Source organism: Dysgonomonas hofstadii (genome assembly GCF_014196915.1).
In the GTDB taxonomy this organism is placed as follows: Bacteria; Bacteroidota; Bacteroidia; order Bacteroidales; family Dysgonomonadaceae; genus Dysgonomonas; species Dysgonomonas hofstadii.
On the sequence record NZ_JACIEP010000008.1, the window covers coordinates 154,802 to 171,364 of the forward strand.

At 38.6% G+C, this 16,563-nt stretch carries 17 protein-coding genes; 10 read left to right on the top strand and 7 right to left on the bottom strand.

What is annotated here, in order from left to right:
- Positions 1–47: 47 nt before the first annotated feature.
- The 5 genes from GGR21_RS12480 to folB all read right to left on the bottom strand — a co-directional run bounded on the left by GGR21_RS12480 (position 48) and on the right by folB (position 5,921).
- A complete protein-coding gene (locus GGR21_RS12480; protein WP_183307560.1) occupies positions 48–437 on the bottom strand; it encodes a hypothetical protein in 390 nt (129 codons plus the stop codon).
- 30 nt (positions 438–467) lie between these two features.
- Complete coding sequence (locus GGR21_RS12485) at positions 468–3,239, bottom strand: T9SS type A sorting domain-containing protein (protein ID WP_183307561.1); 2,772 nt, start codon at positions 3,237–3,239, stop codon at positions 468–470.
- Between the two features lie 209 nt (positions 3,240–3,448).
- Positions 3,449–4,969, bottom strand: coding sequence for a DUF4301 family protein (locus GGR21_RS12490; protein ID WP_183307562.1), 1,521 nt, complete (start codon positions 4,967–4,969; stop codon positions 3,449–3,451).
- A 59-nt stretch (positions 4,970–5,028) separates the two neighbouring features.
- Entirely contained in the window at positions 5,029–5,556 is a 528-nt protein-coding gene (locus GGR21_RS12495) for an RNA methyltransferase (protein WP_183307628.1), read from the bottom strand.
- Positions 5,557–5,561: 5 nt separating this feature from the next.
- Positions 5,562–5,921: a dihydroneopterin aldolase gene (folB, locus tag GGR21_RS12500; RefSeq protein ID WP_183307563.1), complete on the bottom strand. Its 360-nt coding sequence runs from the start codon at positions 5,919–5,921 to the stop codon at positions 5,562–5,564.
- Between the two features lie 186 nt (positions 5,922–6,107).
- On the opposite strand from folB, the gene GGR21_RS12505 reads away from it, so the two are divergent.
- From GGR21_RS12505 to GGR21_RS12535, 7 genes are read left to right on the top strand one after another with little or no spacing between them, the layout of a single operon-like run.
- Positions 6,108–6,461 (top strand): bactofilin family protein, encoded by a 354-nt coding sequence (locus GGR21_RS12505; protein ID WP_183307564.1) that lies wholly within the window; start codon positions 6,108–6,110, stop codon positions 6,459–6,461.
- A 40-nt stretch (positions 6,462–6,501) separates the two neighbouring features.
- Positions 6,502–8,283 (top strand): aminopeptidase P family protein, encoded by a 1,782-nt coding sequence (locus GGR21_RS12510; protein ID WP_183307565.1) that lies wholly within the window; start codon positions 6,502–6,504, stop codon positions 8,281–8,283.
- A complete protein-coding gene (locus tag GGR21_RS12515; RefSeq protein WP_183307566.1) occupies positions 8,273–9,700 on the top strand; it encodes a peroxiredoxin family protein in 1,428 nt (475 codons plus the stop codon). The genes GGR21_RS12510 and GGR21_RS12515 overlap by 11 nt, the downstream gene beginning before the upstream one ends.
- Entirely contained in the window at positions 9,687–10,211 is a 525-nt protein-coding gene (locus GGR21_RS12520; protein WP_183307567.1) for a gamma carbonic anhydrase family protein, read from the top strand. Before GGR21_RS12515 ends, GGR21_RS12520 begins: the two co-directional genes overlap by 14 nt.
- Positions 10,212–10,223: 12 nt before the next feature.
- Positions 10,224–10,715 (top strand): GNAT family N-acetyltransferase, encoded by a 492-nt coding sequence (locus tag GGR21_RS12525; RefSeq protein WP_183307568.1) that lies wholly within the window; start codon positions 10,224–10,226, stop codon positions 10,713–10,715.
- A 7-nt stretch (positions 10,716–10,722) separates the two neighbouring features.
- The gene (locus GGR21_RS12530) at positions 10,723–11,196 is read left to right on the top strand and encodes a hypothetical protein (protein ID WP_183307569.1); all 474 of its coding nucleotides are present in this window, start codon (positions 10,723–10,725) and stop codon (positions 11,194–11,196) included.
- 44 nt (positions 11,197–11,240) lie between these two features.
- Positions 11,241–12,155, top strand: coding sequence for a polyphosphate kinase 2 family protein (locus GGR21_RS12535; protein ID WP_183307570.1), 915 nt, complete (start codon positions 11,241–11,243; stop codon positions 12,153–12,155).
- 64 nt (positions 12,156–12,219) lie between these two features.
- On the opposite strand, the gene corA is transcribed toward GGR21_RS12535, so the two are convergent.
- Positions 12,220–13,164, bottom strand: coding sequence for a magnesium/cobalt transporter CorA (gene corA, locus GGR21_RS12540; protein WP_183307571.1), 945 nt, complete (start codon positions 13,162–13,164; stop codon positions 12,220–12,222).
- Between the two features lie 28 nt (positions 13,165–13,192).
- Positions 13,193–13,993 carry a 16S rRNA (adenine(1518)-N(6)/adenine(1519)-N(6))-dimethyltransferase RsmA gene (gene rsmA, locus GGR21_RS12545; protein WP_183307572.1) on the bottom strand — a complete coding sequence of 267 codons (801 nt, stop codon included), beginning with the start codon at positions 13,991–13,993 and terminating at the stop codon, positions 13,193–13,195.
- Positions 13,994–14,103: 110 nt separating this feature from the next.
- Here rsmA and GGR21_RS12550 point away from each other — a divergent pair, with 110 nt between their 5' ends.
- The 3 genes from GGR21_RS12550 to GGR21_RS12560 are packed head-to-tail and all read left to right on the top strand — an operon-like array spanning position 14,104 to position 16,563.
- Entirely contained in the window at positions 14,104–15,117 is a 1,014-nt protein-coding gene (locus tag GGR21_RS12550; RefSeq protein WP_183307573.1) for a lysylphosphatidylglycerol synthase transmembrane domain-containing protein, read from the top strand.
- Positions 15,117–15,629, top strand: coding sequence for a DUF6125 family protein (locus GGR21_RS12555; protein ID WP_183307574.1), 513 nt, complete (start codon positions 15,117–15,119; stop codon positions 15,627–15,629). Before GGR21_RS12550 ends, GGR21_RS12555 begins: the two co-directional genes overlap by 1 nt.
- A 22-nt stretch (positions 15,630–15,651) precedes the next feature.
- On the top strand, positions 15,652–16,563 hold the full coding sequence (locus GGR21_RS12560) for a metallophosphoesterase (RefSeq protein WP_183307575.1): 912 nt from the start codon (positions 15,652–15,654) through the stop codon (positions 16,561–16,563).

Sequence of the window (16,563 nt, forward strand, 5' to 3'; positions counted from 1 at the left end):
ACAGATTTACGATCTGTTCCTTTTTTATTATTTAATGTTTGAATCCTTTAAAAGTTATTCTTCCTACGGGATGTTGTTGTTGTCCTATATATAAGATATATCACAAATATAGAAAACACAATCGGCAATGTTGCACTTGCGATCGGAGCTCCTACGTTACCTTCACCAGATGAATCAGTAAATGGCATTGTAGGATCTTCCCAAAGATCTGCTGCCCTTAATAATCCTTGAGGAGCCCTTAAAACATCATACCGTGATGATACAGCAATAGAAGCCTTTTCTGATTTTAAATAGTCCTCTGCAGACTTCAAATATTCTTCAGATGGAACGCTGGATGTTGTGATGGTCTCTATTGACTCTGCTTTTAAATGGACTATAGAACCCATCATAAAAAAGCAAAGTATAAAGAAAAGCAATATTTGTAGTTTCGTTTTCATCTATTATTATTTTCTTGTCTGTGTGTAATCTTATTTAGTCTGCAAATTTACAAATTTGGCTGTATGATTCCTCTTACCGGTAATCTTTACAATATATGTACCAAAACTTAATGGCTTCAAGTATTCCATCGTCCCGTTCACAGCAGCACTACTACTTATCTTGGTTTTTGCCATAAGGCGCCCCTGCATATCATAGAGAGTAACATCACTGTTTGCATCGTCTTCTATCAGACCTTTCAAGTACAACATAGATGTATTATAGTAACAAACAATCGGGGTGTCTTCTTTGTTTATGACATCCTGATCGTCAGGATAGAAACGAAGGACAAACCTGTTTCCTCCCGCCAGATTATCGGTATCAGCCGCTGTAGATTCGAATGTATATTGAAAACCCGGAGTCACTTCTACTACTTTATTATCAAGATATCTGTCGACCAGCCATACACCCTCAACAGCCTCTATATTCTCTATCCCGTAAAACTTCAGTTTCATCGGCCTAGAGCCTTCAGGTTTATCAAAGAATAAAGGTAATTCTTTTGTTTTCTTCGGAATCGCATTCCCTAATAAAGCTACATTATCACTCGATTTGGTATATACTATAGCAGTAGCTACATCCTGTTTTTGTTTCGAGACAAAACCATTGATATCTTTCACTTCCTGTTCATATGAATCAAAACTGTCGTTCAAACCTTTCTTTGTATCATATGCATCTTGTGTAGTCTGAAGAAGAGCACCATCCCTAAAAATAACAGATGTACGGTCCGCTATTTTATTTATTTCATCCTGCACTTCTACGACAAACCAATCCTGCTTAAATTCTTTAAAGCCAGCATCAGATGAAGCACTTTTCTGGAAACGGGTCTGACCAAAAGCACGCATACCCGGATTAAGCTTTATTGTGATTTCAGAACCAAACTGGTCGCTTGCCTGTAAAGCAAACATCTGCATTGGTGCAACCAGATATTCTTGAGGGTTTATCTCAGGTATATTAGTGAGTGCTGAACCTTCTGTTGCAGTACCTTCTGTTGCGCCATAACGACTGATATAATTGTATGAGATACTGTATAAGAACATATTTTTATCAGCGTCATATCTTCCATATGCCCGGTCTATCAACCAATATTTTGTTCTCAATTCACCTTTAGTTGGTTGTATCATAGATACTGATACACCACCTAACATAGCCACATTAAATTGATCAGCTTGGGTATCGGTCAAGCTTGGATAATTTGCTGCTGCATTCGATTCATAAGGTGATGCTATACCTAATAAGCAGTTCAAACTGATAGGCGCCATAAACGGATTGCCTAAAAAATTAAGGCCGGGTTTTAATTTTACTTCCACCTCGCCTGTATTGAACTTTTCATTCTGCAATAACTCTATACGGCTCCTATTTGATCCATCTGCATCTTCCCATTTAGAATCCAATCCAGTGATCTTCTCTCTAGTAGGATCGTAAGTATATCTTCTGAAGTTTTCCTGAGGGCCACCTTTTGTCTTATCCGCTAATGGGTTATAGGTGAGATCGCCACGTATAGCTGAAGCATAATCTTCGAATGCCATACGGTTAAAGACATATCCTCCTCTGGCTCTTTTTGTATGATGAATACCTTCCTGTTGCTGAAAAGTGTTATCTACAAAAATAGAAGGCACAAGATCTTCTTCAAAGTCCCATCTTTCATTAATATTATCGATATGGTCGCCATGCGACATCTCCATTGTTGTAAAATATCCGTAACCTGCCTGCATTTTGTAGTATGGGTCTACAATAGGCCCCGTCCCCGATGTTACACTGGAACCATTAGGCTTTGTCAGCACATGGTAGAACATATAATCGGCAGCCAATTCTTTGAAAGGAGGTGAGAATCCAATCAGACGATTCCAATACACACCATTATTATCTTTATTAAACCTCAACGTATTATTCTCTGATTTTGGTGTAGCAGTTGCAGTATAATCATTATCGAATGCTCCGTCATCTACTGTAACATTACCACTAGCATCCCGTTTGAAATTATACAGATTAAAGTCGACCTGACTATAAGTGGCAGAAGGTATACCATTATTTACAGAAGGATCCAGTAACGAATGCTCTTTCTTAATAAGGGCATAACCACTACTTATTCTATCATCATCAGTATATGCCGCCCTGACAGCAAACCTATTTTTATTATCTGTATCTACTTTTATAAAATTAACCCCCACTGCGGCAGTGGTATCCACCGTAACCACACTTACCATACGCCAATCATCATAAGCTGTTGGTGCAGGCTTATTAACATGGAGAGTCGGAAAATTTATGAACTTGTGTCTTTTCTGATCTGCTATAAGCCATTGTTCAGTAGAATCGCTACCAAGAATCCACTGACGGGTTGACCTGTCATTAGTTCCGTCATTATAGTATCCACCGATAAAAGCAAATACACCATCTTCTTCATCAGTATCATCAAAACCTACAAAAAGATGCGCTGCATCAACAGTATTTCCCCCAGTAACATATTTTTCATCTACGGAAGGATCTTTTGCATTTATAAAATCGCCGGTCAATTCGGTACGTCCTTTTTGGACAATCGCTGAGTGAGTCGCAAACTTGGCGGAGCCATCTATATATAAAGTAGTAGATTCCGGTTCTCCTACCGCGCTAGAGGGAATATCTGTTTTATATTTTACATACATCTTTCCTTTCGAGTAAAATATAACCCCATCTTTCTTTCGGCCGGGATCCGTACCAGGATCTTCTTGCTGGGCAGTCATCAGCAATGGCATAAATAATAATACGACTAATACTAATCGGAGTTTCATTATTGTAGTTTTATATAAAGTCAGTCAATTTCAGCACATTAAGTATGTAATAACCTAATAAATATCGTCAATAAAGTTTCATGTATCTATGAATTCACTCACAAAGATAATTCTTTTTTTATTACACGAAACAATATAGCACTTTTTTTTCTCTAAAAGATTCATTGTCCTAATTCTTTATTGAAGTATGACATAAATGATAAAATTGATCAAATGTGCCGCCCTCTCAACAAATCATTAACTGTTTTTACCGGATTAAATGTCTCTATAGGAACTTCCACAAAAATAGTACTCCAATCAGACATAGCCCCATTCCAAAGTCCAGGCAATTCCAGAGCTTTCAGCTCTTTTCCATTCTTGGATTTTCTGGAAATAAATCCGGTATTATAATCTACATAATCTTTCAGATTAAAATGATATCCTCTGTAATCTTTTATTCCACAGACCAGATCGACAGGATTAAAATGGGTTCCCTTCTGGAACATTTCTTTTTTCAGAGGATCAGCCATGTTTACCTGAGAACTCTCCAGTATTTGTGGGGAAATAGTCTCATCCTGATTCACAGCCAGAAAAGGCCCCCCTCCGGGTTCCCCTACGTTCCTGACCATTCCGCAGACACGTATCGGCCTATCCAGTTTCTTTTTCAGATAAAGCACCAACTCTGCGTCTTCCAACAGCTTTGTTTCAGGATTCTTTATGTTTAACGTATTCTGTAAAAAATAAAGAATCTCTAACAATTCGTCATGGGTATACTTTCCACTGTCTATAAGTTTTAAATACACAAATACTTTTTTCTGAGCCTCAACCAGCACTCCTGCCAGTATTTTCTTGTATTTGGTCTCTACGTCTTTATATTTATCAGGTACAGTATTGTCTATATTTTTAATAAATACAATATCGGCGTCCAAATCATTTAGGTTTTCGATTAAAGCACCATGTCCCCCAGGACGGAAAATTAACTCGCCACCTTCGCGAAAAGGCTCATTATTAGCATCAACTGCTATCGTATCCGTACTAGGCTTCTGTATACTGAAGTTAACGTTATAAGTAACAAAAAGTTCATTTTCTGCCTCTTCTTTTTTATCAGCTACAAGTCCTTCAAACAGAGCCTTGTGTTCAGGCGACACTGTAAAGTGAATACTGATAAGACCTTCGTCATTTTTGGCATATAAATAACCTTCTTTCAGATGCTCCTCGACCGGTGTACGGGAGAAGCCGTCATATTTATGAAATTTAAGTAATCCCTTTGGTAGACTGCCATAATTAAGGCCTTCAGGCAACAGCAGGTATCGAACAATTGTTTTATATTTATTTTCAGATACCAATGTCAAAATATCCTTTCCTTCTTTTTGCCTGATCACATCTTCCAGATCGTTGTAAAAGGCAAAACCTGATAGGTTCTCAAAGAATGTTTTTTCAAATGAAGTCTCCGGTTTATTATAGGGTGCATCTAAAAACTCAAACAGGTCTTTAAACATGCGGCTTGCCGCTCCCGATGCAGGAACAAACTTCAAGATTTTTTTATTTGGTAAGTTTTTGTACGCCTCCCAGCTTTCGAGATAGCGCTTTTCCTCATCCTGAGGTATTACCATAATACCTTTAGCTACCGAAGCGGCCGTAGATAATTCGAGATAGGGAAAACCATTCCTGAAACAATCCAATTGCTTTTGCAGTTCTTCTAATGAGATACCCTTTTGCTCAAGACGAATTTTATCTGAATCTGTTATCATAGTTATGCTTAATTACAATTAATGTTTCAGTGAACAAAACTAACAAAAATATCGCAAAGTTACCCCATCTGTTTAAAAAATTCCCATACAACTATTCCGGCTGCAACTGACACATTCAACGAATGTTTAGTGCCAAATTGCGGAATCTCTATACAACAATCACATGCATCAACCACATCTTGTCCGACGCCTTTCACTTCGTTTCCTAAAACTATGGCATAGTTGTGTTCTTTATCCAAATGCAGATCATTCAACATAATACTGCCTTCAGCCTGTTCTATGGCACAAACGAAAAAACCCCGTGTCTTGAGATCTGTCACCGCATCTTTTGTTTTCTCAAAATATCTCCAAGCTACCGAATCTTCAGAGCCTAATGCGGTTTTATGTATTTCGGCATCCGGTGGCGTTGCCGTTATACCACACAGATAAACCGCCTCGACAAGAAACGCGTCTGATGACCGGAAGACCGAACCTATATTATTTAAACTCCTTACATTATCCAACACGACCACTAAGGGCGTTTTTATCGCCTTTTTAAATTCATCAACTGAAACCCTGTTCAGTTCTGTTATTTTCTTCACTCTCATTCTGCTCATTCAACCAACACAATACTTGCAGAGTCTAGCTGTCCTCCTACCGGAGGATTGCGTTTAGACAACTTTATTTCTATCTGTTTAATCTGAGGGAATACCTCTTTCAAACGGGAAGTTATTCTTTTTGCTACATGTTCGAGCAATTTTGAAGGAACATCCATTTCCTGCTTTACAATATCATATATCTCAGCATAACTGACAGTATCGGTCAATTCATCAGAAGTTGCGGCTTTACTCAGATCCGTTTCTATTCTAAGATTAACAACAAAAACATTACCAACTGCCGTTTCCTGAGGAAAGACGCCATGATTGGCATAAAACACAATATTTTCCAACAAAATATAGCTTTTCATTCCCATTCAATATTTTACAGAGGCAAAGATAAGTAAAAACACAATGCCATGCTACCATCCTCTGACATCAAACCTCTGACAATACATGTTATAATGTATTAAAGACATCTTAATTTTTCAGACAAGAATATTCAGTTCTAGGTTATTTTAACTAAGTTTGTCTTTCTAAACAAACTTATTGATAATTAAAACATGGCGAAAATAAAAGAAGTCATAGCTACAACGGCCAGTACACACAATATACTAGCTTCGGGCACAAATATAACAGGGGACATCAGCGCTGAAGAGGATTTCCGGATCGACGGATCTATAAATGGAAATATTTCGTGCAATGGTAAGATAATCATAGGGTCTCACAGTAAAACTACGGGCGAAATTAAATGTATAAACATTGAAATCCTTGGTTGTGTAAAAGGAGATATTTTCTGTTCGGAAAAAGTGATACTAAGAGCTTCTGCAATCCTTGATGGCAACATGAAAACCCGAATGGTAGAAATAGAGCCGGGAGCCAGATTCACAGGACAATGTTCGATGAACGACGAGTAAATAAGATATTTAGCTTAACTAATATATAAAAATATTAATCATGAGTAACACGATCAATAAAAGGCTGAATTCCTTACGTAAATTCATGGAAGAAAAAGGCTTACATGCCTTTATAGTACCCAGCACCGATTCTCACCTGAGTGAATATCCCGCCTCGCACTGGGCGTCCCGCGAATGGATCAGTGGTTTTACGGGATCGGCAGGGACAATTGTTGTCACCAGAGAAAAAGCCGGTCTTTGGACAGACTCACGCTATTTTTTGCAAGCAGGCAAAGAACTGGAAGAAACTGAAATCATCTTATTTAAAGACGGATTGCCTGAGACACCCACAATGGAGGAATGGCTGACAACCGAACTTGGTAAAGGTGAATACGTAGGCATCGACGGAAATGTATATGCTTCAAAAGATGCATTCAACCTTACTCATAAGCTGAACATGAAAGAGCTGCACCTGATCAGCGATTATGATCCGTTTGATGCGATATGGCACGACAGACCTGAAATTCCTACAAATACAATTTTTGCATTTCCTGAAAAATACTCGGGGGAATCTACCAAACATAAAATAACCCGCATATGTGATGCTGTAGAGAAAGCAGGAGCCGACTCCCTGCTCGTAGCCTCATTAGATACTATTGCGTGGATATTCAACATCAGAGGTAATGATGTAAAATGTAATCCCGTGGCTGTAAGTTATGCCTATGTTTCGAGAAAAGAGTCTGTATTATTTATAAATCCGAAGAAACTAACAAGCGAAGTTGCAGATTACCTGAAAGAGCAAGGTGTTATATTAGCAGAATATGATAAAGTCTTCGATTATGTTTCCAATATCAAGGAAACTGTTTGCCTGGATGCCAACAAGATCACATTCAAACTATACAACACTATTCCAAGTGATTGCAAAATAATAGAAAACGCACCGTCTCCGGCCGACCTGATGAAAAGTATCAAGAACGAAACCGAGATACAAGGCTTTAACAAAGCTATGGAAAAAGACGGCGTAGCGTTGATACGCTTCCTCATGTGGCTCGAAAAGGCAGTGCCTGCAGGCGGAGTTTCCGAAATAATGATCCCAGGGAAATTAGTAGAATATCGTAGCCAACAGGATGGATTTGTAGGGGAAAGCTTTGACACTATTTCGGGATATAATCCGAATGGGGCAATAGTCCACTATCATGTTTCAAAAGAAAGTTCGCTGGACGTAAAACCCGAAGGTTTTCTGCTTGTAGACTCCGGTGCACAGTATTTCGACGGCACAACGGATATTACACGTACCATTGCCGTAGGGCCATTGACAGAACAGATGAAGAAAGATTATACAATGGTTCTGAAAGGACATATCAATATTGCTACTGCTATTTATCCGCAAGGGACAAGAGGCAGCCAGATCGACATACTAGCCCGCAAAGCGTTATGGGATAACGGGCTCAATTATCTTCACGGTACAGGACATGGTATCGGTCATTTCCTGAATGTACATGAAGGGCCTCAGAATATAAGGATGAACGAGAATCCTACTACCCTGCAAATTGGCATGGTTACATCGAATGAACCGGGAATATACAGAGCCAATCAATACGGTATCCGTATAGAGAACCTCATACTTACACAGCATGAGGTAACAACAGAATTCGGAGAGTTTTATTCTTTTAAAACACTAACCCTTTGTCCGATAGATAAAACTCCGATTGTGAAGGAGATGCTGACTGACAAAGAAATAGAATGGTTCAATTTATATCATAAATTTGTATATGATCGTCTTTCTCCATTGTTGAATGAGGAAGAAAAACATTGGTTAAAAGAAAAGACAAATGAAATTTAATATCCTGATAGTTATGAGCCTCCTCTTCTGCAACGTGGAGGCTCATAATTACACAAACAAACAAAATAAAGGCTTTCGCCTGGAAGTGACTATTCCTACACAAAAAAATAATATTTTATACTTGGGACAATACTGGAAAGATAAGACTTACGCAATAGATTCAGTAAAATTATCGGACGAAGGCAAAGGTGTATTTTCAATAGCTGACGGATTACAGCAAGGCCAATACTTCCTGCATATCAAACTGGCATTCCAAGCCGATTTTCTCATTGGAGACGAACAGCATAACATAAAAATGCAGCTGAGCGAATACGCATCTACCGGAAACAAAGTTACCGGAAGTAAAGACACCGAGCGCCTGTGGAACTATTTATCGCAGATCGAAGATTATAACACAAAGATAAATTCCCTGCAATTAAGCATGACGGACAGTACACTGACAGAAGACAAACGCTCTGAACTATCAACACAAATAAAAAATCTGATCGAAAAACGAAAAGATTTCAGTATCAATTTTAATAAAGAAAATAAACACAACTGGGCCGGAAAACTGGTGAAAGGCCTTGAGCCTGTAGCTTTGCCATATCCAAATCCTCAGAATAAACAGGAAATAGACGCAAACAGGAAGTACGGACAAATACACTTCTTTGACAATGTCGACCTTACCGATCCACGTTTCTGGAATACAAACTACTTTGACAGCTACATAGACACTTACATGAAAGAATGGGTAGAATTTATCCCTGATTCGTTAGCTTCGGCGGCAAGCAGCCTTGTTGCAAAAACAAAAGAGAATGATGTTTGTTTTAAAGAAATGTTGTCGAAACTTTTCAACCAGTCAATGACCAGCAAGAAGATGGGTGATGAAAACATATGGGCACGTTTGTTTGAGGATTATGTTGTCGATAAAAACATATCCTGGATAGATGCTAAGCAGATGGTTGAAATAAAAAGCATGTATGAAAATATAAAGAACAACAGGATCGGCATGACCGCCATAAATATCCCGTTGAAAACAACAGAGGGCGATTCCATTAATACATCCGAAATAGTTTCCGATTACATTGTTTTGTATTTCTATGATCTCAACTGCGGGCATTGCACAACAGAAACACCCAGGTTACACAACGAACTGTATGAAAAGTATAAAGACAAAGGATTAAAAATTATAGCGATCAACATTGGTTCGGATAAGAAGGAATGGGTAGAGTATATACAAAAACATAATCTTACAGACTGGATCAATGCCGCTGATATGGATTACAAATCACAGTATTGGCTGAATTATGATCTTTCGGGCATACCAATGACTTATTTGCTGGATAAGGATAAAAAAATAATAGCTAAAAAGATAGACACAAAACAAATAGATACATTATTAGAATATTACATAAAAGATAAGAATGGCACTAATTAAAGAAGTCAGAGGCTTTACGCCCGAAATAGGAGATAATACATATCTGGCCGATAACGCTACTGTCATTGGCGATGTGGTAATAGGTAACGATTGCAGCATTTGGTTCAATGCCGTATTGCGGGGCGATGTAAATTCGATCCGTATAGGCGACAGGGTTAATATACAAGATGGCAGTGTGCTACATACTCTATATCAGAAATCTGTGGTGGAAATCGGCGACGATGTCTCTGTAGGTCATAATGTTGTAATACATGGAGCAAAGATAGAAAATGGAGCTCTGATAGGCATGGGAGCAATTGTACTCGATCACGCTGTCATCGGTGAAGGAGCAATCGTTGCTGCCGGATCGGTAATACTCAGTGGCACAAAAGTAGAACCGGGTAGTATTTATGCCGGAGTCCCAGCTAAATTTGTAAAGAAAGTCGATCCTGACCAGGCTAAAGAAATAAACCAGAAGATAGCAAAGAATTACCTGATGTATTCGGGCTGGTTCAAGGAGGAAGAGGAATAAAACATCCAGTTTTTGGAAGATATAATAATCAGGGAAATAAAGGAAGGAGAGTATAGCATCCTGGAAGATATGCTGTATGAAGCCATATTTCAGGAAGAAAACACGAATTCTTTTCCCCGCGAAATAATAAGAGAGCCGGACATTTATGTTTACATAGATGGATTCGGCTCTTTTCCTGACGACCATTGCCTTGTAGCAGTAACAGATAATAAAATCATTGGTGCGGTTTGGACAAGAATTTTGAACAGAGATGTAAAAGGGTTTGGAAATATAGACAGCAAAACACCAGAATTCGCGATATCTCTATTTAAAGAATTCCGTAACAAAGGTTATGGTTCTATAATGATGAAGCAAATGATCGATCTCCTTAAAGAAGAAGGATATGAACAAACTTCTCTAAGTGTGAACAAGAATAATTATGCAGTTAAAATGTATAAAAAACTGGGATTTGAGATCATACAGGAGAACAAACACGATTATCTGATGTTATTAAAGTTAAAATAAACAATAAATGAAAGCAATAAATATCTTTTTCAAATTAGCTGCAAGTACCATCTTTGCTTCGGTAATTCTCTCCGCATGTAACCCTGCGAAAAAAGAAGCAACAGACAAAAAGGAAGAGACAAAAGCAGAAGTAACCGACACGATGAAGATGCAATTCAACACAGTTAATGTAGACAGCATGTATATCATGTTTCCCGATAAGGATGAAAAGTATATAATCGGTGATACGGATAAAAACAAACTTGGAGAATATTTTGCTTTATCAGTAAACGATACCCTATGGAACAACAGCGGTATTATGGTAAAAATGGTGGCACCTGATTATACAATTATTTCGCACTATAAAGACAAACCCCAGGATGATAACACATGGCTCATGATATGGAAAGAGAGCGGCAGAATCAAATATGATAATAAATGGTATTTTGCTGACGGACAAAAGAAAAATGAAATTTATCAGATTCTGGGTAGTTACAAATAGACTAAAAACAATCATAGTTCCCTGCACCCTAAAAAAATACGCTTATGAAGAAAGAGGTTTTAAAAAAGTTAATCGCAGAGCCCGGCAAAAAGCATAAAGTATCGGATTTCAAAACCGATTATACTGCAGGATTGAAAAAGAAAGACGCAAAAGACCTCCTGCAGGAAAATATAGAAAGATTGGCCGAATTACAGGACAAGCTATATGCTCACGACAGATTTGCTGTATTAGTCATCTTTCAGGCAATGGACGCTGCCGGCAAAGATGGCACTATCAAGCATGTAATGTCGGGCATCAATCCGCAAGGCTGTCAGGTATACTCCTTTAAAGTACCATCAGCAGAAGATTTAGATCATGACTATCTGTGGAGGATATACAAATGCCTGCCCGAACGTGGTCGTATAGGCATATTCAACAGGTCGCACTATGAAGATGTATTAGTAGCAAAAGTGCATCCATCTATAGTATTGAACGGAAAACTGCCGGATATCAATAAAACAGAAGACATTGACGACAAATTCTGGGAAAAACGCTATCGTCAGATTAACGATTTAGAAAGACATCTGACCGAAAACGGGACTATTGTACTCAAATTTTTCCTGAATGTATCGCATGAGGAACAGGAAATCCGTTTTATGGCACGGCTCGAAGACGAGTCGAAGAACTGGAAATTTTCTTCCGCAGACCTCAAAGAGCGCACTTATTGGAACGATTATATGAAAGCTTATTCCGACATGCTTAGCGAGACATCTACCGAAAATGCGCCATGGTATGTTATTCCGGCTGACAACAAATGGTTTATGCGTTATGCTGTAGGCCAGATCATTGGAGACCGCATGGAAGAACTTGGACTCCACTACCCTATTTTGGATGAAGCGGCAAAACTGGATATCGAGAATGCTAAGAAAATTTTATCGGAAAGTAAGGAACCGGAGAAAGAAAAGAAAGAAAAGAAGTAATAATAAAGAAAGGCTGACCATCTGGTCAGCCTTTCTTTATTTATTCGCTTATCTGATAAAAATATCACAGCCATTTTTTCTTTCTGAAATAAAACAGGATTATTGCAACAGCTGCCACCATCAGTCCTATCGAAAATTCGTATCCATACGTCCATTTCAGCTCGGGCATTATATCAAAGTTCATGCCATACACACTGGCGATGAGCGTAGGCGGCATGAATATTACCGATATCACTGTAAACATCTTGATTATCTTATTCTGCTCGATATTAACGAATCCGAGGAAAGTATCCTGTAAATAGTCGAGGCGGTCGAAACTGAAACGAATATGCTCTAACAGTGAATTTATGTCTTTGATAAGAATTGTTATCCTGCCATGCAACTCCCTTGGCATCAGTTCACTTTTCAACAAACTGGTCACCGCACGCTGCTTATCTATTATATTCTCCCGCAATAGCATAGTTTTTTCCTGAAGGTTCTTAATCTCCATCAAAAGTTCCTCATCCGCCTCTTTTATACTGATGCTGTTACTCAGCATAGTAATCTGCTGCGTCATATCCTCTATCATATCCGCATCCATTTCTACCCGGGTTTCCAAAATAGCGACAAAAACATGATAACCTGTCGGATACATTTTGGGATTGGCAAATATTTTCTTCGTCGTTTCGTGAAAAGATGTCAGATCCTCACCACGAACAGTGATGAGGATATTATTTTTCATGATGAAAGAGACAGGCTCCCGTTCGAAACTACCTAAAAGGAAGTTAGAGTTTACGACAAGAGAATCAGCCGTTTCCATATAGCGGGACGACATCTCGATCTCCACCATTTCCTCTTCTTCCTGAATATATATTTTCAGATAATCTTCGAGCTCGTTCTCTATTTCCTCATCTACATTATTGAGGTCGATCCACAGAAAGTTCTTGATCGGGGTAGTTTTCAAAAATTCAATGCTACGGCTCATTCTTATAGCATTGTCTCTATGATAGAATAATTTTACTTCTGACATGAGCGCTTTTAATTAAAAGGTGTGTACTCTATTTCCTCTCATTTCCACTCCCGGGCAGATAAGTAGCGACTATATTGGTCAACTCCTCAAAATCTGCAACCGAGAGCCGCTCGGGTCGTTCTCCGAAGATTGGATTCGAATATGCTTCGCAATCTTTTCCGAGCAACGGCTTCATCGAATTACGCAGTGTTTTTCGCCGCTGATTGAACCCGGTTTTCACAACCGTCTTAAAAAGCTTTTCATCACAATTCAGCTTTTTTCTTTCGTTCCGCACCAGTCTTATTACTGCCGATTTTACTCTTGGTGGAGGATCAAATACGTCTTCACTCACTGTGAACAGGTATTCTATATCGTACCATGCCTGAAGAAGTACACTCAATATGCCATACACCTTACCGCCGGGCTTAGCGGCAATCCGTTCGGCGACTTCCTTCTGAAGCATGCCCGAACAACAAGGTATCTGGTCTTTATAGTCGAGTACTTTAAAAAATATCTGTGACGAAATATTGTATGGATAATTACCGATCACACAGAATTTATCTTTATAGATCTCCGATAGATTCAATGTCAGAAAATCACCTTCTATAATATGTCCTCTCAAAGCAGGATAATGTTCATGAAGATACGGTACAGAATCCCTGTCAATCTCTATTGCAGTCAAGTCTCTTCCTTTCTCTAGGAGAAATTGCGTCAACACACCCATTCCCGGGCCGACTTCTATAACCGGCACACTGGCAAAATCGTCCAAGGTATCGGCTATCCGCCGGGCTATCTCCATGTCTTTCAGGAAATGTTGCCCTAAGAATTTCTTTGGCTTGACTACTGACATACTTATATTTATCACTATATTTGCAGGCGCAAAGGTAGTGTTTTATTGCTAAAAATAAGCACTAACCTTTCGCATTATAGCTAAATATACTGCAATTTTACAAAATAAGCATGGCTGAACCGATAGAAGAAGTACCCGTTTCTAAAAAAAAATCTTTATTGAATACCTTTATCAAGGTTGTTTTACCATTGGCGTTGGGCATTTTTATTATTGTCTACCTTTTTCGGGATATCAACTTCAACGATGTCTGGCATATCATAAAAGATGCCAACTGGGGCATCCTTCTGTTCTCCCTGCTTTTCGGCCTGATAGGACATACACTCAGAGGTTATCGCTGGGAATTGTTTATCGACCCATTAGGGTATAAAGCAAAAATAGCAAATCTCAGTTACGCCATTTATGGAGGCTATGCTGTGAACTTTGCCTTGCCTCGTGCCGGCGAACTCTGGAAATGCGGAATTGTCGCAAAGGAAGAGAAAATCCCTTTCTCAAAACTATTCGGCACAATGATACTCGACCGGATATTCGATTCGTTGACTGTGATAACGATCTGCCTGATCGCGTTCCTGTTTAATATGCAATTCTTTATTTCGCAACTGGAGCAAAATCAGGCGACATTCGATATGGTATTAGGTATCTTGAAATCTCCGCTTTTATATATTCTAATTGTAGCAGCTATTGTAACTACTTATATTATATTCAGATTCTTTAAAGAGAACTTTATAGTTCGCAAAGTAAAAAACTTTGTCAAAGAGATCATAAAAGATGCCAAAGCCATCTGGAATATGAAATCGAAAGGAAAGCTGGCTCTGTTTACCATTGGCATCTGGACTTCCTATTTTCTTTATTTTTATATTACATTTTTCGCCTTCGATTTCACCAAAGATCTGGGCTTCACTGCCGGACTTATAGCCTTTGCCCTCAGTAGCCTTAGTATGGGAGTACCATCCAACGGTGGGCTCGGCCCATGGCAGGTTGCCGTCATCGCCGCCCTTAGCTTATATGGCGTAAGCAGCCTGGAGGCTACAGCCTTTGCCACAGGCGTATTTGGTTTGCAGTCGCTATGGGTTATTGCTATGGGGTTATTTGGATTTATTATGTTGGCGTTAAACAAGAAAAAATAATGCTTCTCGACAATCTATCAAAAGACCAGCTAAAAGAACTGGTGAAGATATATGCCCGCAATCTCTTCGCTATGGATGGAGTATGGTTTCAGTCGATTGAAAAAGAACAAGGCGTGGATGCAGCTATGAACCACGACAGAGAAATATGGAGACGATTTACTGAAACAGAAGCCCGACGCATAAAAAAATTCCTAAATTTACCTGACAACTCTGGTCTGAAAGGAATGAAAAAGGCTTTACAATTACGTTTTCCGGCATTAGCCAATGAAAAGATAGAATTAATAAGAGAAGAAAAATTTCTCATATATAAAATAATTGACTGCCGGGTGCAAACAGCCAGAAAAGACAAGGATATGCCATACCATCCCTGCCAATCAGCAGGAATTATCGAACATGCATATTTTGCAAAAGTAATAGACAGCAGAATTAAATGCGAAACATTAAGTTGCTATCCTGACATAAAAGATGAAAATTGTGCCTGTTCCTGGAAATTTATACTAGAAGATGATTAAACCCTAATAAAAGTTTAAGACCATGAAGAACAAACGATCCTTATTCTTTAGTCTTTACATATTTCTATCTGCTAATATTATTATAAGCGCTCAACAAAAGCCATTAATCCGTTTCGGAATAATGGCAGACATTCAATATTGCAATTGCGAGAACAATGGCAACCGGTTTTACAGAAATTCTTTACCGAAGCTGGATAAGGCGGTGAGCTTCTTTAATAGTAATCAGGTCGATTTCACGATAAACCTTGGCGATCTGGTCGACAAGAATTTTTCAGACCTTGATTCTGTACTAATCTTCCTGAATAAATTAGACAGGAAAGTGATTAACATTAGCGGAAATCACGACTATGGAGGAGTATCAAATAATAAAACATTGTATGACAAATTATCGATGCCCGATGAATATTTTATATATGAAATACCTGAACATAACTGGTTGTTCATATTTCTAAATACAAATGAATTGTCATCTTATGCCAATATAAAAGGAACTGAAAAAGAAACTGAATTTAATACCCTGAAAGAAAAGCTCAAAAAAGAAGGGCGAAAAAACAGTGCACCCTGGAATGGTGGTATTAGTAAAAAACAATTAAGCTGGTTAAACAATTTGTTGTCAGAAGCTGACAAAACGGATCAAAGAGTGCTTATTTTCGCCCATCATCCTTTATATCCAGACAATGGGTTGACTGCCTTAAACGATAAAGAGATACTCTCTGTCATAGAAAAGTACAATTGTGTTAAAGCCGTCTTTGCCGGACACCATCATCCCGGTGATTTCGGATATTATAAGAGTATTCCCTTTATTACCTTGGAAGGAATAGTAGAAACAGAATATGATAATTCTTTCGGAATCGTCACTGTTTATAATAACAGAATCACCATTGAAGGAAAAGGACGTATGACATCCCGTGAATTAGATACGAATAAGAAATAA

Excerpts from the sequence above, each read along its gene's own strand:
- GGR21_RS12555 (WP_183307574.1), top strand. The coding sequence starts at position 15,117 with ATGCTTCTCGACAATCTATCAAAAGACCAGCTAAAAGAACTGGTGAAG.
- GGR21_RS12495 (WP_183307628.1), bottom strand. The coding sequence starts at position 5,556 with ATGAGAGTGAAGAAAATAACAGAACTGAACAGGGTTTCAGTTGATGAA.
- rsmA (WP_183307572.1), bottom strand. The coding sequence starts at position 13,993 with ATGTCAGTAGTCAAGCCAAAGAAATTCTTAGGGCAACATTTCCTGAAA.
- GGR21_RS12530 (WP_183307569.1), top strand. The coding sequence starts at position 10,723 with ATGAAAGCAATAAATATCTTTTTCAAATTAGCTGCAAGTACCATCTTT.
- GGR21_RS12490 (WP_183307562.1), bottom strand. The coding sequence starts at position 4,969 with ATGATAACAGATTCAGATAAAATTCGTCTTGAGCAAAAGGGTATCTCA.
- GGR21_RS12515 (WP_183307566.1), top strand. The coding sequence starts at position 8,273 with ATGAAATTTAATATCCTGATAGTTATGAGCCTCCTCTTCTGCAACGTG.
- GGR21_RS12520 (WP_183307567.1), top strand. The coding sequence starts at position 9,687 with ATGGCACTAATTAAAGAAGTCAGAGGCTTTACGCCCGAAATAGGAGAT.
- corA (WP_183307571.1), bottom strand. The coding sequence starts at position 13,164 with ATGTCAGAAGTAAAATTATTCTATCATAGAGACAATGCTATAAGAATG.
- GGR21_RS12560 (WP_183307575.1), top strand. The coding sequence starts at position 15,652 with ATGAAGAACAAACGATCCTTATTCTTTAGTCTTTACATATTTCTATCT.
- GGR21_RS12485 (WP_183307561.1), bottom strand. The coding sequence starts at position 3,239 with ATGAAACTCCGATTAGTATTAGTCGTATTATTATTTATGCCATTGCTG.
- GGR21_RS12505 (WP_183307564.1), top strand. The coding sequence starts at position 6,108 with ATGGCGAAAATAAAAGAAGTCATAGCTACAACGGCCAGTACACACAAT.
- GGR21_RS12480 (WP_183307560.1), bottom strand. The coding sequence starts at position 437 with ATGAAAACGAAACTACAAATATTGCTTTTCTTTATACTTTGCTTTTTT.
- folB (WP_183307563.1), bottom strand. The coding sequence starts at position 5,921 with ATGGGAATGAAAAGCTATATTTTGTTGGAAAATATTGTGTTTTATGCC.
- GGR21_RS12510 (WP_183307565.1), top strand. The coding sequence starts at position 6,502 with ATGAGTAACACGATCAATAAAAGGCTGAATTCCTTACGTAAATTCATG.
- GGR21_RS12550 (WP_183307573.1), top strand. The coding sequence starts at position 14,104 with ATGGCTGAACCGATAGAAGAAGTACCCGTTTCTAAAAAAAAATCTTTA.
- GGR21_RS12535 (WP_183307570.1), top strand. The coding sequence starts at position 11,241 with ATGAAGAAAGAGGTTTTAAAAAAGTTAATCGCAGAGCCCGGCAAAAAG.